The 15,605-nt window shown below is 52.5% G+C and carries 12 protein-coding genes; 2 read left to right on the plus strand and 10 right to left on the minus strand.

Annotated features, from left to right (window positions below):
• Positions 1–539: 539 nt before the first annotated feature.
• Positions 540–1,037 (plus strand): YciE/YciF ferroxidase family protein, encoded by a 498-nt coding sequence (locus AC6T8Q_RS19775; protein WP_500680721.1) that lies wholly within the window; start codon positions 540–542, stop codon positions 1,035–1,037.
• Positions 1,038–1,179: 142 nt separating this feature from the next.
• On the opposite strand, the gene AC6T8Q_RS19780 is transcribed toward AC6T8Q_RS19775, so the two are convergent.
• From AC6T8Q_RS19780 to AC6T8Q_RS19800, 5 genes are all read right to left on the minus strand, one after another.
• Positions 1,180–3,489 (minus strand): glycoside hydrolase family 3 N-terminal domain-containing protein, encoded by a 2,310-nt coding sequence (locus tag AC6T8Q_RS19780; RefSeq protein WP_500680722.1) that lies wholly within the window; start codon positions 3,487–3,489, stop codon positions 1,180–1,182.
• A gap of 78 nt (positions 3,490–3,567) precedes the next feature.
• Positions 3,568–5,142: a glycoside hydrolase family 43 protein gene (locus AC6T8Q_RS19785; protein ID WP_500680723.1), complete on the minus strand. Its 1,575-nt coding sequence runs from the start codon at positions 5,140–5,142 to the stop codon at positions 3,568–3,570.
• Positions 5,143–5,168: 26 nt separating this feature from the next.
• The gene (locus AC6T8Q_RS19790) at positions 5,169–6,377 is read right to left on the minus strand and encodes an endo-1,4-beta-xylanase (RefSeq protein WP_500680724.1); all 1,209 of its coding nucleotides are present in this window, start codon (positions 6,375–6,377) and stop codon (positions 5,169–5,171) included.
• Positions 6,364–7,923: an MFS transporter gene (locus tag AC6T8Q_RS19795; protein WP_500680725.1), complete on the minus strand. Its 1,560-nt coding sequence runs from the start codon at positions 7,921–7,923 to the stop codon at positions 6,364–6,366. Before AC6T8Q_RS19795 ends, AC6T8Q_RS19790 begins: the two co-directional genes overlap by 14 nt.
• A gap of 35 nt (positions 7,924–7,958) precedes the next feature.
• Entirely contained in the window at positions 7,959–9,815 is a 1,857-nt protein-coding gene (locus tag AC6T8Q_RS19800) for an endo-1,4-beta-xylanase (RefSeq protein ID WP_500680726.1), read from the minus strand.
• Here AC6T8Q_RS19800 and AC6T8Q_RS19805 point away from each other — a divergent pair.
• Positions 9,814–10,053 (plus strand): hypothetical protein, encoded by a 240-nt coding sequence (locus AC6T8Q_RS19805; protein WP_500680727.1) that lies wholly within the window; start codon positions 9,814–9,816, stop codon positions 10,051–10,053. The genes AC6T8Q_RS19800 and AC6T8Q_RS19805 overlap by 2 nt on opposite strands.
• A gap of 31 nt (positions 10,054–10,084) precedes the next feature.
• Here AC6T8Q_RS19805 and AC6T8Q_RS19810 read toward each other — a convergent pair whose 3' ends face one another.
• The 5 genes from AC6T8Q_RS19810 to AC6T8Q_RS19830 form a co-directional block, all read right to left on the minus strand.
• Positions 10,085–10,510, minus strand: coding sequence for a hypothetical protein (locus tag AC6T8Q_RS19810; RefSeq protein WP_500680728.1), 426 nt, complete (start codon positions 10,508–10,510; stop codon positions 10,085–10,087).
• A 36-nt stretch (positions 10,511–10,546) separates the two neighbouring features.
• Positions 10,547–11,629 carry a DUF1559 family PulG-like putative transporter gene (locus tag AC6T8Q_RS19815; protein ID WP_500680729.1) on the minus strand — a complete coding sequence of 361 codons (1,083 nt, stop codon included), beginning with the start codon at positions 11,627–11,629 and terminating at the stop codon, positions 10,547–10,549.
• Positions 11,630–11,733: 104 nt separating this feature from the next.
• Positions 11,734–13,074, minus strand: a complete 1,341-nt coding sequence (locus AC6T8Q_RS19820) for a PEP-CTERM sorting domain-containing protein (RefSeq protein WP_500680730.1) — start codon at positions 13,072–13,074, stop codon at positions 11,734–11,736.
• Between the two features lie 41 nt (positions 13,075–13,115).
• Positions 13,116–13,778 carry a hypothetical protein gene (locus AC6T8Q_RS19825; RefSeq protein WP_500680731.1) on the minus strand — a complete coding sequence of 221 codons (663 nt, stop codon included), beginning with the start codon at positions 13,776–13,778 and terminating at the stop codon, positions 13,116–13,118.
• A gap of 254 nt (positions 13,779–14,032) precedes the next feature.
• Positions 14,033–15,043 (minus strand): LacI family DNA-binding transcriptional regulator, encoded by a 1,011-nt coding sequence (locus AC6T8Q_RS19830; RefSeq protein ID WP_500680732.1) that lies wholly within the window; start codon positions 15,041–15,043, stop codon positions 14,033–14,035.
• Positions 15,044–15,605 lie beyond the last annotated feature (562 nt).

The raw sequence follows: 15,605 nt of genomic DNA on the forward strand, positions 1-15,605 counted from the left end.
CTGATCGGCCACTAAGCCGCGAGCAGCTGCGTTCTCATTTCAAGACTTCCAACTTGTCCAACTCTTCCAACTTGGCAGGGTTTATTTCGTTAGTGGCGAGTTACGAGTTGCGAGTCGTAAGTAACAAGTTCAGCGCGCAACTTCATCGTCATTCTCGCGCAGGCGGGAATCCAGTACGGCACTTCGGTCATTCTGAGAGGGGCTCGCTCCGCCGGAGGCGGAAAGAATCTAGTTTGCTACCCGAACACGGCTCGAACACGAATAAATGCTTAAACCAGATTCTTCTCTTCGTGCCACTCCGATCAGAATGACAAACGCAATGACTCCCCCCCGCTTACGCGGGAGGCTCGCCAAACATATCACATCCGCGCGGCCAAATCGCCTGGCCAAATTTGTAAATAAATTTTCAAAGAAATCGGCAGCGGGACGCTGCCGGCTAACTCTCTTGTTTTGCTGAACGCACCCCTCCGGCACGTGCTTTGCATTTGTGGCTCGCCTGGAAAACAATCAACCACTCATTCTTTTGGGAGAGTATTACGATGAGCCTCAAAAATCTCGACGATTTGTTTATGGACGTTCTCAAAGACACGCTTGATGCTGAACGCCAGATTACCAAGGCGCTGCCTAAGATGGCGAAGGCCGCCGAAAGCGAAGACCTGCGGACCGCGTTTGAAGATCATCTCAGCATGACCGAAGGTCAGATCGAACGCTTGGAAACCATCTTCAAAAGCATGGACAAAGCCCCCCGCGGCAAGCACTGCGCCGGCATGGAAGGCTTGCTCAAGGAAGGCTCGGAATTGATCGAAAAAGAAGAGGCCGGCCCGGCACGCGATGCCGCGATGATCTGTGCCGCGCAAAAGGTCGAGCATTACGAAATCGCCGCCTACGGCAGTCTCGTCACCTACGCGAAAATGCTTGAGATGACCGATGCGGTCGATCTCCTCGTGGAAACGCTCGAAGAAGAAAAAGAAACCGACGAAAACCTGACCGGCATCGCGTCGGAGATCAACTTGATGGCCGAGCAAGAAGCTGAATAAGCGATTCTTGCAAAGCTTCGTTACGCGAAAAGCCTTTCCCGATGGCGGGAAAGGCTTTTTTACTTAGCCACAGAGGACACGGAGTGTATTACTTTTGTAAGTACAGTCTCACTAATATTTGTAACATCCTTGGCCAACATCGCTACGAACAATGGTTGTATACGGTGAGAACGACTGTTTGCAAATCTTTGTCTAGGGATGAACTTCCGACCATGATCTCAAATTCTCCGGGCTCGACCGTGTATTGATAGTTGATGTCGAAGAAGGAAAGACTCTCGGGCGTTATCGAAAACGTGATGAGCTTGGTTTCGCCTGGATGGAGCGTGATTCGTTCAAAACCCTTCAATTCCTTGACGGGGCGCGTGACACTGCTCACTCGATCACGGATATAGAGTTGCACAACTTCGTCGCCGACACGGCTGCCTGTGTTCGTCACTTCGATCGTGACTTTGGTCGACTCACCAACGTCGATGGCCGTTTTCGCTAACTGGGGTGGTGCGAAATCGAATTGCGTGTAACTCAATCCGAATCCAAAGGAATACAAGGGCGAGACATCCTCGAGCAGATAGCCTCTGCGTGCCGATGGGCGGTAGTTGTAGTAAGCGGGGATGTGGCCCACGGATCTCGGGATCGAGATGGGCAATTTGCCTCCGGGATTGATTGCTCCAAAAAGTGCTTCGGCAACTGCTGGGCCCATGGCTTGTCCCATGTACCAGCATTGGAAGATTGTCTGGGCTTTATCGACAAGATTGCCAATCGACAACGGTCGTCCGCCAAACACGAGGGCAATAATGGGTTTACCAAGTTCCGCGAGAGCGTCGATCAGCTCGTTTTGCTGACCAAAGAGATCGAGCGAGGTTCGATCGCCAAGGTGATTGCCCATCCAGGCTTCCCGTGATGTTTGCTCGTTGCCACCCACGGCCAGCACGATCACATCGGCATGGCGAGCCACTTCAACGGCCTCGGCAATGCTTTGGCGATCTTTTGCGGGATCACTGGCCACCACTTCATCAATCCACCAGGACCCGCCAACGGTAATCTTACAGCCTTCATGGTAAAGCACCTCAACCGAGTCGCCAACAAGCTCGCGAATACCTTGCAGGACCGTGGGAGCCTGCTTGGGCTTGCCACTGTAGCCACCGAGCAACACACGGTCGGCATTAGGCCCAATTACCGCCAAGGATTTAAGCTTTGTCAGATCGAGCGGCGCAAGCGAGCCCTCGTTCTTCAGCAATGTGATCGTTTTACGAGCGGCCTCAAGGGCAAGACGACCATGCTGATCGCAGCCAACAATTGTTTCAGCATAGTCAGGGTCGGCATAAGGATCATCAAATAGGCCTAGAAGGAACTTGTATTTCAAGACGGGGGCCAGCAACTCGTCGAGTTCACTTTCGTCGAGCGTGCCTTCCTGTACCAAATCCACCAAATGGAGATAACAATCGGGTTCGGGAAGCTCGATGTTAACGCCAGCCTTAATGGCCAAATAGGCCGCCTCCTGACCATCTCGTGCGACATGATGTCCATAGAGTTCAGGACGCTCGGCGAGTTCTCGAATGGCATAGTAATCCGAGACGACGAATCCCTTAAAGCCCCATTCATCGCGGAGCACATTGCGTAGCAACCACTGACTGGCGTGGCAGGGAACACCATCGATCTCGTTGTAGGCGGCCATGACACTGATCGCGCCGGCTTCCTCAAGAACTTTTTTGAACGGTGCGAGAAAAGTCTCGCGAAGATGTCTCTCGGAGATGCTCACGGGAGCGCAATTATTGCCGGACTCGGGCTGACCATGGGCGGCAAAGTGTTTTAAGGTGGCGATGGCTCGATTCTTGTCTCTGAACTTACCATCCCCTTGAAATCCCTTAACGGCCGCAACACCCAAGGTCGCGTTCAGATAGGGATCCTCGCCATAGGTTTCTTCGACACGGCCCCAACGAGGATCGCGGGCCACATCGACCACAGGGGTGAGCGCTTGCTGCGCGCCGCGCGCCCGCAGTTCGATGGCCGTCATCGCATACAATCGTTCGACTAAACCAGGATCAAAGGTGGCTCCCAGGCCAATCGGTTGAGAGAAGCTCGTTGAGTCGATCCCCGCGTGTCCATGCAGACATTCTTCATGGAACATAACAGGAATGCCGAGCCGTGAATTCTCGATAAAGAACCGCTGGATCGCGTTCGTAAGTTCAGCCATTTCGCGGGCGTCTTTGCCGTTGCCCGCATCGCTGGGTCGACCTACTTGCCCGAGTCCATGGCCGTGGCCAAAATTTTTGAGTGCCTTGGCTTCATCGAAGTTGCCGTTTTCGTCGAGAATTAATTCGGCTTTTTGATTCCAGATGCAGGTCATCTGGGCCACTTTCTCTTCGAGTGTCATCCGCGACAATAAGTCGGCGACTCGATCGACAACGGGAAGGTCGGCTATTTGATAGGGGAAAGTCTCGATGCTCACGGTCATAATACTAACTTCGTATCTTAGAAGATTCTGGCAGGACAAAAATGATGCGGACTGTCTGTTGCATTTGCACAAATGTATTTATTGATCAAGTGAACGATAGGTGAACCAATCGAAATCCGCTACCGGAGGTGTTTCGCTTTCACTGGTGGCAAACATACCCAAATAGGCTCCGGTAAAACCACCGATGACCTCTGAGGCCAAATCCTTTGTTTTCGCGGTTTGCAAGCTAATTTTTTCCCCCTCCTCGGGACGGAACAGAAACTCGTAATTCTCAGGGCTAGCTTCGATTATAAGCTCCACAGCGCCGGAGGGCAGCGCGGCGTAGACAACGGGCTCGACTGTTTTTCCCTTGAGCACTCGGCGAAGAAAGACCTGCCGTTGGCCGGCATGAAACGTCACACCAAGCACATAGTGATTGTCGTCATTGCCTCGGACGACGATGCCAGCCTCATCGCCTTCTTCCGGAGTATCGAATTCCAGCAGTGCGCTGGCTTCGCAGGTGAGATCTGTTTGTTTGCGGCCGACAAATGTAGGTGAGTCCGGGGAGTTGAGCTTGATCTTGGTTCCCGTCAAACGCAAAAACCCAGGTCGAGCGGTGAGAGAATAGTTTTTCTCTTGCGGGTTTCGCAAATAATTCCAATGAAAGCCAAGCTCCTCGGCGTGAAAGTCTTCACGTTCTGGGGGAGTTTTCCAAGGATGCGGAGTCAACCGTGGAGCGGGCAGAGTGAATTCGATGCCACGGTTGTTGTTGACCACGGGCCAGCCGCTATCTGACCATGAAACCTGTGCAAGAAATGTTTCGCGGCCGATGTGGTGAAATGGTCCTCCCACGGGACGAATGCCGAGGCATACCATCCACCAACCGTCTGTAGTTTCCACCAAGTCGGCATGCCCAACTGCCTGAATGGGCCTTTCCGGTTGATCGCGGTGGGTCAGGATCGGATTCCCGGGATTGGCTTCATAAGGCCCTCCTGGTGAATCACTCCGAGCCATGGTCACACAATGATTGAAGCTCGTACCACCTTCAGAAATCATCAGATAGTACTTGCCATTGATCTTATAGAGGTGGGGTCCTTCGGCCCAAACCCCACCGGTGCCATTCCAGATATTTTTGAGTTCTCCCTCGAGTTTGCCCGTTTCAATGTCCAGAGTTGTCAGACCGATGTAGCCATCCTCTCCCCCCACATGGCGACTGTAGTAAACTTGGCCATCGTCGTCGAACAGTAACGAGGGATCGATGCCCAACTGATCGAGCCACACGGGTTCCGACCAGGGGCCCGCGGGATCGGTTGCAGTGACATAAAAGTTGCCCCCACCCCAGACGTTTGTCGTAACCAAGTAGAATGTTCCGCTGTGATAGCGCAAGGTGGGTGCAAAGATCCCCCCCGAGGCGCGCATGTTTTCTAGCGGCAACTGGCTTTTGCGCGTTAGGCAGTGGCCGATTTGCCGCCAATGCACCAAATCTTTGCTGTGATAAATCGGTACCCCTGGAAAGTATTCAAAAGAGCTATTCACGAGATAATAGTCATCTCCCACGCGGCAGATGCTCGGATCAGCATGAAAGCCGCCCAAAACCGGATTCTGGACCGTATCGGCCGGCACTGTCACGATCAATGACAGCGTCAACACGAACGCAGAGACCAGTGACGTCATCGCGGAGCTTGAGGGAATGGAAGTCATCACTCGGCGTCACTCACAATTTTAATGACCGCTTCGTGCGCCGGCTTGGGTTGATAATTGCGATCGAACAAGAGGGGATAATTAGTGCGACCTCGAATCGGCCAATAGTTCCGCCACGATTGACCATCATCCACGCCCCAAAAGGTCACCCTGTCCAGATGCTCACGATTCTCGTGAAAAACGCGGAATAGCTCGGCATAACGCTCGGTGAGTTGCCGTTCAACGTCGGCGGGCAATCCGTTGGGATAGGGATTTAGCTCAGGGCTTTCTTCAAAGCGCACGTTGATATCGGCACCCGCATCGGGATTGATGTCTGGTAAAACGTTGATATCGAGTTCCGTGATCATGAGCTTGACTCCCAGCTTGCTCAGGTCGCTGAACATCTCATCAAGCTCTGCAACCGAGGGATAACCCAGCCCCCAGTGTCCCTGCAGACCAATTCCATCAATACGGATACCTTTAGATTGAAGGTTGCGGACTATCTTCGTGTAATACTCGCGCTTTCCTGGTTTCCACTCGTCATAGTCGTTGTAGTAAAGCTCAGCATCGGGATCGGCTTCGTGGGCATATTCAAATGCTTTTTCAATATAGTCAGGTCCGATAATTTCAAGCCATTTTGTCTCACGCCACTTGCCGCGATTCTCGTCACCATTCTCAAAGTCAATCGCCTCATTCACGACATCCCACGCCTTGATTCGTCCTTTGTAACGACCCACAACTTGGTGGATGTGATCGCGCATGCGCTCTAATAGCGCCTCACGACCAATGGGTTGACCTTGTTCGTCTTCAAAAACCCAATCAGGACATTGGTTATGCCACACGAGCGTATGGCCCACGATGAACATGTCGTTCTTCTCACCGAATTCGACGAACTTATCCACCGGCTCAAAGTTATAGTTGCCGGGCGAGGGATGCACGTTCTGCCATTTCAAAATATTCTCTGGCGTGATCGAGTTGAACTGAACTTTCGCGACTTCGAGCGCCTGGGGAAGCTTACCCGTAACTTGATCCTCGCTCAGAGCCGCTCCGATCTTAAAATCATCGATGTATGCCTCTTTGAGTGAGGAGTGCTGAGCCTGAGCGGCAGTCATCGTAACAAACTGCAGGCCAAAGACGATTGCGAGGGCTTGTTTGTGAAAAGGCTTCATGTGTTTACCGAGAGGCTTCATGGCGATCGACCAATGATTGAATAACTTAAGTCCGTACACGAGAATGTTTCCTGCGCTCGGCAAGATCCTCGGTAATTTGTAACGTTGTGCGATGATTGATTTGATAGGCAATGAGCAAGACCGTGCATACGGCAAAGAGAATCGTAGGATACATGCTTGAACACAAACGGATGCCCTGGAGGGCTTCGGCACTTTGCTCTTGATTGGCTTCGTAGCCGTACATCTGGAGGAGCATCAGCAACAGAAACGCTCCGACGCTTAAGCCGGCTTTGAGAGCGAAGCCAATCGTTGCAAAAATAATTCCAGTGGCACGACGGCCGTTTTTCCATTCGGAGTAGTCGGCTACGTCCGCGAACATAGCCCAGAGCAAAGGAATCGTGGGTCCGTAGGCTAGGCCGCCTAAAATTGTCAGCGTAACCATCCAACCAATTTGATCGGGTCGAGGCAAATAAAATAGCCCCGACACGATAGTCATCAAAGCAAAGCCAACCACGGCAATCGGCTTCTTGCCAAAGCGATTTGACAACATGGGTGAGAGCACGATCATCAGGATGAAAACGATCTTCTCGATGACATTGATGACGCTTTGAGCCATGTCTGCCACATTCGAGTTAGCAAGGTTGGAGCGGTCGGCATAAACCACCCAACCAAGGAAGTCGAGCAATCCCCCGGGCGCGGCTGCCCCCTCGGCAAGTGGAGCTGCCGTGAAGCCGAGACTTTGCAGCCAGTCGAAGAGGGCTCCCTTGTCGGCATAGTAGTGATAGTAATTGTAAAAAGACCCACCACGCATCGAAAGAATCGAAAAGTGAACGAGTGTCAGCACGAACATCACAATCCACGGACTATTTCGCATCAGGTCGGCGAAATCTTGCTTGGGAGTCGACTTCTGCTCGCTGGCGGGTTCAATCCGCTCGCGGGTGGTGGCAAAGGTAATTAAGAAACACACGACACAAACGACGGCCCACATGCCCATCGTGATCTGCCAACCAGTAGCCCGAGCCGTTTCGCCTTCTCCGTAGGCTGCCGCGAATTTTGCGACAAGCGGCAACGTGAAGCCAGCCACGAGCAGCTGCGCGAGATTGACCGCTACGAAGCGATACGAATTCAAGCTCGTCCGTTCGTAGGCATCGCCAGTCATCACCCCACCCAAAGCTGAGTAAGGCATGTTGTTGGCGGAATAAAGTGTCATGAGCAACACGTTGGTGATGAAGGCGTAGATGATGATCGCGTTACTGCTCCACCCGGTAGGTGTGGAATAGGCGTAATACATTACAATGCCCCAAGGCAATGCCGTAAACAGCACCCATGGCCGAAAACGACCCCAGCGTGAGCGTGTGCGATCGGCCATCATCCCCATGAGAGGATCAAAGAAGGCATCCCAAAGCCGCGCAACGAGCAGAATGACTGCGGCCGTTCCCGTCGCGATTCCCATCACGTCAGTATAAAAATTGGCTTGAAAAAGAATCATTGTCATGAAGACAAGATTCGCGGCTGAATCGCCCAAGCTGTAGCCAAGCTTCTCCTTGACCGAGAGCTTGCCTGACTCCGCCGAGTTGGGTTCGTGTGTGGAACTATTTATTGCCATAACTCAACCACGACACCAACCTTGTTACCCTGCGATTAATAAACCCGACAGTAACATTTCCTGTTCCCCAGCGAGAGCCCCAGCAAGCCGGTGGAAACAACCACGATCACAATCGAATTCGGTTCAGGAATATTCGTTGATGCGGCAAGCGATCCGGCATTGAATGCCGTATGCCAATCGGCCAAGTCTTGAGCGCTAAAAGGATTGAGCGACTCCCCCCGTTGCCACGCCAAAAAATCACGGCCATCGACGTCGCCATCGAAATCAAAATCACCGGCAATGCTTTCTTCGACAATGAGGCTGTAATCGAAATTGCCTTTGTCCAAGGTCAAGTCAAACGTTTCGCCGTCGATGGTGATTTCATAGTCACCCCAAAAGCCGTCGAAGTTGATCGTGCCATCGGGACCCACGGTCGTCGTCAGTTGCGTGTCCCACTCAGCCATGAGATCCATGTATTTCTGACCGGGCACGGTGAGATTCCAGTTGGTGTCAAAGAGTGCCGCCGCGGGTGCCTGATCCCACATGGCACCGGCCCAGAAGCCCCACATATAGAATCCCGTGGCATTGGGCGAGCCAAACATGACTCGCATGGTCTCTTCCATAATCGTCGCAGCTCGCGCGGGGCTTGTGCCTGCCTTAACGCCAAACTCGGTGAGCGTGATCGGCATATCGAGTACGGCGAGGTTCTGCAAAGTCTGAAATTTGCGCGGGGAGAAATGTGCGCACCAACAACCGTCGGGACTCGTGACGGGCCCCCAATTGTTGTCATAAGATTGAATGCCAATGGCACTCACTGCACCATCGGCAGCAACTAGCTGTTCAATTTTGCTCTTGTACCAGTTGCCGTAATAGTCACCGGTATCTTGGAAGACATTGTATTCATTCGTGGCGATGCCGACGTTGGGCCCTGCCGCGGCAGCCACTTCGTTGTAGATGTCGGCAATACCGCTCGCGCCGTAAGCATTCCAATACTTCGGGGTATGATCCATTTCGTTGTACACGTCGATTTCGTAGTACTTGCTGGCGAAATCGCCATCGTCGTAATCGTTGTCGCCGTCGCCGACGTAGTAGTCGATCCGCTCGCTAATCTCCTGGCGGAGGTCATTCCTAGCGGTCGCATTGCTCGCTGCGGAATTGAGTAGTGTATTGACCCAATTAGGTTGCTGATTGTCCCAAATCAGATTGTGCATACGAAGACGCTTGCCATTGGCCTCCGCGAAAGCCACGATCTTGTCGAGTTGAGGATGCCACTGGGAGTCTCGGTTAAATTCGTTTTCAATCCACTTGCCTGCGTTCTCAGGGACCAACGCATTGAAATGCTGCTTGAGCTTCTCTTGGAAGTTGAACGCCGTGCTCCCGGAGGCGGGGTTCGCATTCATGATCGTGGAATTGTTTGCCCCTGCGACGGCCGTACCAAAATTGAAGGCGTGATTCTTCAAGCTCACGTTAACAATTGCACCGGGAGTTGCCCCCTGCAAGTCGATGGTTACATTTCCCTTGCGGTAGTTATTGATGTAGGTGTTCGACGCCGCTAGCGCGTTGGCATCGTTATTGGTATTCGAAATCGTCGCGCCCGTTACGTTTAGATTGCGAATCTGCAACTGCCGCGACGATTTCTCCGGATCGTTGGCAAACTCCGTACGCACAAAATGGGTGCCCGCGGGCAGGCTCAAGGTGTGTTGATAATTGTTGAACCCCGTGGGGACATCCCAACCCACTTGGTCATCGTTCACCACGATATTCATCCGAGGGTTGATGCCAGCACTGGCGACCCCCTGAGCTTGAACATCAATCGTCACGTTGCCAGGAGTTGCAAGTGTGATATAAGTCCCCACAAAGCCACTGTCAGCAAGTGTCCAATCAGTCCCCGAGACGGAACCGTTGGAACGCATGACCAAGCTATTGCCGTTGATGGCCCAGGCGGAAGCCGGGCAAAAAGCAGAGCAAGTCAAGACAGCAGCAAGAGTGAGGCTTGGTCGCATGATGTCTCGTAGTCATGGTGAGAAGTGGATGATCAACTTCTTGACGAATCTCTTCAAAAAAAACTACCGATCTAAACAACAGAAAGGTGTCAAACTCTGTTGTTTGGATCGTTTTCAGGAATGGATGCCGGCAACTCTGGGAGGGTAAGCTGCCAGAAAACAACCATAGATGTAGGAATCTATTTTGAGCTAAGCTCCACAGGAATTGTGTTATTTCCCGGTTCGACCGTGAACTCAAGTCCCGACGTATTGATATCAAAATACTTATCCGGAACCAGACGCTCGGAAGGCTTCATTGTTCGTTGACCTTCTGGGACATCGGGTGGGCGGAAGGCCTGAATCGCAACGCGGTATTTCCCCGGCTTAACTCCTAGTTTTTTATTAGTCGTTAGTTCAAAGCGACCCTTAGGATCAAGATCACTCACAGCTGGCGCGATGCCAGGTTCTTCGGGCGCGAACGTAATCAGGCCTGGCGAGATGGGGTTTCCGTCGAGCGTCACCACACCATCAACAGTCGCGCCAAACTCGCTCCCGCATCCCAACAGGCAGCAGAGCGCCAAGCAACTGCTGTATCCAAGAGCCGACTTATTCAAACGTAATTGCATACCAATCCACTTTCGAAAAAAACACCGACGTGACTGTCACTCAGTGGTCTGCACCTCACCTCTGTTGCGTGTCGACAGGGCCCGATAGACCAGCGGATTGATGTCGTCTTGGACAAATCTTGCCGAGGCATCTGCCATGGCGAATTGAGCTCCACCGGGATGAAAACTGCGAAAGCCTCGAGTTCGAGTCCAACACTCCACAGCGCCGGGATTCGTGCAGGCTCCGGAAGCTTCGATATCCCAGTTCAGTTCGATTGCCGTGACTCCCCAATCACCGTCGCTCGACCAGGCTGCGCTATTACCATCAATTGGCGATGCCTCTCCGATCAGAAATGTGTTGCTCGCTCCGTCAGTAATCTCGTGAATTTTTACGCCACCACGGATGTAGGTTGTCCTCCAAAATATCCCTAAACAGTCATTTCCAGAGTAACATTGGAAAAGCGGATTATAGGTATAGAGCCCTGCAGGTTGTGGAGCGAAGGCCGCCTGAAATTCGTAGTGACCATCGCCGGCATTGCCCTTGTAGCAGGTCGTGGCAACGCGCAGGTCACGGGCAAACGGTACTGCCGAACCGTCCGAGTAGGGCCACTGGTTCCCTTGAAGGCCTCCATTCTCATCCGACGGGCAAACCAGCACTGCAGGCTGAGTTTCCACAGCAGCACGAAATGATGCATCCAATGTGAAGTTCATTCCCAGAGCGGTCTTGACATTCCAATCACCATTGAGTCCACGGCCTGGGATATTGAAACGGTCAAAAAGACTTTGCTGCTCCAAGAACGGCAGGACACGGACGATCCATCCTCCGCCATCCCGTCCCCCTTTGGGCAGTTCATCTGGCCTTAAATTTCGCCAAGTGTAAGTGAGTGAATCAAGGTTGACATCCTGAATCGCCTCGCTGTCGTAATAGTCTTCGTCGATCGGAAAGGCGCCTTTCTGATCGTGGTAATTGACTGCGGCCAATGCGACATTCTTAAGATTGTTAACACAACTCGCGCGTCGTGCCGCTTCGCGCGCTGCCTGGATCGCTGGCAACAATAACGCCACCAGCACGCCGATAATCGCAATCACCACCAGCAGTTCAACAAGTGTGAAACCGCGACATTTTCTGGGGCTTGTCATGACTACCATTCCCCTTGTTCGAATTGAGAACCTGGAACGATTTTGGAAAAGAATTCGAGGCGCCGGCGGGCTGCCCACACCGCCGGCGTCGTGACTTCATGGAACTAACTAACTCTGCGGCGAACTGAAATCAGGCCGCCGAGACTTACAAGGAGCAGCAAAGTCGCTGGCTCGGGAACGGCAGTGACTGCAGTCAACGGACCACCAGCGCCATAGTTGGTCTGCCAATCTGACAGATTGCCAACACTCGGATTACGCTGCCACAACAAGAAGTCCCGGCCATCGACGTCGTTATCACCGTCGAAGTCGCCTGGCAGGCCATCAGGCTGCGCAACAATTGAAAACCGCAGAATCTCAATACCAAGCACACCCGGATCAACACCACTCGATTGGATTTGCATTTGGCTGAGTCCAAAATTTTGCAATCCGTCTCCTGGATTCGTCGACCCAAACTGCGTCACGAAATCTGTTTCCGACCCCGAACCCAGGGGAATCGTGAACGTGGTAAATCCACTCGTGTTGAAATTGTCGGTATCGATGAAGAAGTTGTAGTCTTCGGCGCCAAGTCCCGGAGCGCTATCGTCGCCGTCATCATCGCCCAATACGAGATTAAATTGTGCGGCGGTATTGCCGGGAAGTAATCTCGCCTCAATTTCAATCTGGTAGTCTTCTGCCTCAAACGGCACGTTGAGGCCATTGAATCCGATCCCCCCGCCGCCAGTGGTGACCTGGTTGATCAAGATCGTCGGTCCAGAAACGTCGACGGCCCCGACATCGCTGAATGTGCCAAACGTAAAGCTTTGCGTTTGGGCCTCGTAGGTGGTCGTATTAAACTCGATTAAGAGCGGATCTTCTGGATCAACAAGTTTGACGCTTTGAACGTCGATTTTCAATCGGTCCGTGCCGCCGAACAGACTCTGAATTTGAATCTGCCGGAAACCATAATTTTGAATCGCGTCGCCATCGGTCTGATTGTATGCGGCCTGACGGAAAATGGGACCGGGATTGACGAGCGACTGAGTGATCAATGTCGGTACCCCGGGGGTAATGCCGGTCAGATCGAATCCAAATTGATATTCCTCACCCGTATTCACCCCGTCATTGTCCACGAGCACGATATTAAAACCGGTAGCAAGATTGAGAGCATCCACAGTGAGCATGATTTCAAGCTGGGTGGTGGCGGCGTTGAACTCGGCGGCAATGTCTGAACCCATACCACCAAACAAGCCATTGCCCGGTTCAACATCCGCATTGATATCGATGCTGATCACGCCGTTGGAAGTGTCAACGGCGAAGAAGTCGGCGAAGTCACCAAATGCAAAACCATTCGCATCGTGCTGCGCTGCATCGTAGGTTGCGTAGACAGCGCCTTCAGCACGGCTTGCAACGAAGGCAGACAGCAGTAGTGCACTCATTCCGAAGTATCGGAACCTATTAAATTTCATGACAAGACCTCCCATAAGATGAGTATTTCCAAATCACGCGATCAAACGCTACGGCGACGTACGAGCAACAGCGCGCTCATCGCGAACCCGCCCAAGCTCAGGCTGGCTGGTTCAGGAACATTGGCCACCAGCCGCACATTATCGAATTGAAAAATTCCATGATTAGCATCGCTATTGGTCGCGAAAATAATTTCGATCCAACCTGGGTTGCCATTGGCAATCCAATCCGACTTATGGTCCGTGGGATCGGCTGGAAGTCCTGAGTGGTAATCGTATTCCAAGGTAACCGTCTGCGCCCCTCCGCCGCCTGGCCCCCAACCAACGCCTTGTGCTGTGTAGCTCTTACCCACGAAGCCGCCATACTGTGAGTTGAGAGCAATCTCAAAAATCTGAGCGAAGCCATCAAACGTCGTTGCCGGGAAAGTTACGTCGACCAACAATTTGTCATTGGTCACAAAGTCAGCAATCGTGCCGGCCGCTCCCGCACTGTAGGCCAAAGACTGGGCATAACCGCCACCAGGCTTGGTGTATTGAACGGCGTAGTTGCCTAAGGTCGCGCCATTTGTCGTGTAAGCGTAGTCAGCATCCCAAGGCTGAACTCCACCGCTCCAACGTCCCCAGCCAGGTGCCGATTGTTCGAAATCGCCGATCACAACGTCGGCAACGCTCATCGAAGCCAAACTCATAATCAAAGCCACTGCCATGCACTGAACCTGCAATGCGTGTCTGCTTAACCGTTTCATTAGTCGCACTCCCAAAGATTCTGAAAAGAACTCCAACGCCATAGCTAATAGTCTTGAGATGCCTCATCTCGTCTCGGCATTGAATCAATCGCCTACCTCCGGCAGCACGTCTTGGGTATTATCCCAGGACGAAAATTGCCGACTCCCATCGACTTGCTGCTACCACATCAATTGAAAAGTTAATGAAAAGCTAGTGTCTAATACCTAGATCGCATCTACGACAAATCTGCCACTTTTGGCGGAGCAGTGGATGCTCGCTTGATCAGAGTATGTCTGACGAATATTCGCTCGATCTCTGCTTCTTCCGATTCGATTTGTTTAACCAACAAGTTCGCCCCCAAGCGTCCGATATGCTTGGCCCCAAAGCCCATCGTCGTCAGTGGTGGGGTCATGTACTTTGTCGATTGCAAATCGTTGAAACCCACCACGCTTAAGTCGTCTGGAATTCGCAAGCCATGCTGCCAGGCCGCTAAATACACGGCCATTGCCTCGACATGGCAGTAGCACACGACCGCCGTCGGCCGATGAGGACCTTGAAACAGAATCTGCGGCAATTCGTCTTCCGCGGCGTGACAAAACTTCACTTCCGACTCAAGCCCCGCTTCGACCATCGCCCGTCGATATCCGGCATGACGATCCGCCACGCTATAGTGAGGTCGAATACTGTCATGCAAATACATGACAATGCGGCGATGGCCTAAATCCAGCAAATGCTGGGTAGCCGTATAGGCTCCCGCCTCATCTTCGGTCACGGCGCACGACCAGTCGGCAACGGTCTTATCCATCAACAACACGCGCGGGAGGCCAATTTCGGAGATCACCTTCGTTGCCGCGTCGGGCAAGAAGTGCGACACCGCAATCCCATCAAAACGCCCGTCTAGCAGCAGTTCCCGCCAATCGCCTTTATCGTCGTAGGGCACAACCACAACGTGGTAGCCTTGTTCATGCATTTCATCAGTGAAGCCGCCTGCGACCTCACCCATCGTCCCTTCGCAAATCCACGCCGTGTGAGTGTGGAACAATCCGACAGCATGCGTACGGGACCGGGAGAACGCCCGGGCTCGCCAATTCTTGCGATATCCCATTTCCTTAGCCAGCCGCCGGATGCGAGCCGCACGGGCAGCACTCCCGAGTGAGGTTTCCTTAACATCACCTCGCAGGACGCGCGCAACGGTTGAGCTAGAAACTCCAGCACGCTCAGCGATTTCGTAGATCGTGACCGACATGAGACAGACTCAAGACAAGAGATACACCGGAATACGCACGAGAACCAAAACTTGCCACCGGTGTCATTTAAGAGAACACGCCTTAAAGTCTATTGCAATAGTAAAATTGTCGTAATTTAACAGAAATGCCAACATTTTTCGATTTACTACTCCCAAATTGGGTCGCAATACGGTTCCACTATTCTGACACTGGTGCCAATCAGGCCGAATTTTGTTGAGCCATCAGCTAAGAATCCATCCGAAGAGCCTAGGTAGACTTCGGATTACAGGCTGCGCTGTCAATTTCATACGTCTTCGTACTCCGGGGATTCAGTCTACTAGCCTTCCTAGTCGCTTAGATCAGCCGGAGCATTCTTTCCGTACCCAAGAATCGTTGCCAATGCCATTTAATCCTGTACTGGGTAGTTCGCTTGACACGGCAAGGAGGCAATTACTTTATACGCCTTACCAAGGCTGAATTTTTTTATCGAAGAATACGATGTGGTCAAAGCCACGCGGCTTAAAAGTCTTATTACGAGCGTGGTGAATACCTCAATAACAATTTGAATCGCCGGTTTTCCGC

It is taken from the genome of Bythopirellula sp. (assembly GCF_041737835.1).
In the GTDB taxonomy this organism is placed as follows: Bacteria; Planctomycetota; Planctomycetia; order Pirellulales; family Lacipirellulaceae; genus Bythopirellula.

Excerpts from the sequence above, each read along its gene's own strand:
- AC6T8Q_RS19775 (WP_500680721.1), top strand. The coding sequence starts at position 540 with ATGAGCCTCAAAAATCTCGACGATTTGTTTATGGACGTTCTCAAAGAC.
- AC6T8Q_RS19785 (WP_500680723.1), bottom strand. The coding sequence starts at position 5,142 with ATGACGTCACTGGTCTCTGCGTTCGTGTTGACGCTGTCATTGATCGTG.
- AC6T8Q_RS19825 (WP_500680731.1), bottom strand. The coding sequence starts at position 13,778 with ATGGCAGTGGCTTTGATTATGAGTTTGGCTTCGATGAGCGTTGCCGAC.
- AC6T8Q_RS19820 (WP_500680730.1), bottom strand. The coding sequence starts at position 13,074 with ATGAAATTTAATAGGTTCCGATACTTCGGAATGAGTGCACTACTGCTG.
- AC6T8Q_RS19800 (WP_500680726.1), bottom strand. The coding sequence starts at position 9,815 with ATGCGTTCCAACGGTTCCGTCTCGGGGACTGATTGGACACTTGCTGAC.
- AC6T8Q_RS19795 (WP_500680725.1), bottom strand. The coding sequence starts at position 7,923 with ATGGCAATAAATAGTTCCACACACGAACCCAACTCGGCGGAGTCAGGC.
- AC6T8Q_RS19815 (WP_500680729.1), bottom strand. The coding sequence starts at position 11,629 with ATGACAAGCCCCAGAAAATGTCGCGGTTTCACACTTGTTGAACTGCTG.
- AC6T8Q_RS19810 (WP_500680728.1), bottom strand. The coding sequence starts at position 10,510 with ATGCAATTACGTTTGAATAAGTCGGCTCTTGGATACAGCAGTTGCTTG.
- AC6T8Q_RS19805 (WP_500680727.1), top strand. The coding sequence starts at position 9,814 with ATGACCAAGCTATTGCCGTTGATGGCCCAGGCGGAAGCCGGGCAAAAA.
- AC6T8Q_RS19830 (WP_500680732.1), bottom strand. The coding sequence starts at position 15,043 with ATGTCGGTCACGATCTACGAAATCGCTGAGCGTGCTGGAGTTTCTAGC.
- AC6T8Q_RS19780 (WP_500680722.1), bottom strand. The coding sequence starts at position 3,489 with ATGACCGTGAGCATCGAGACTTTCCCCTATCAAATAGCCGACCTTCCC.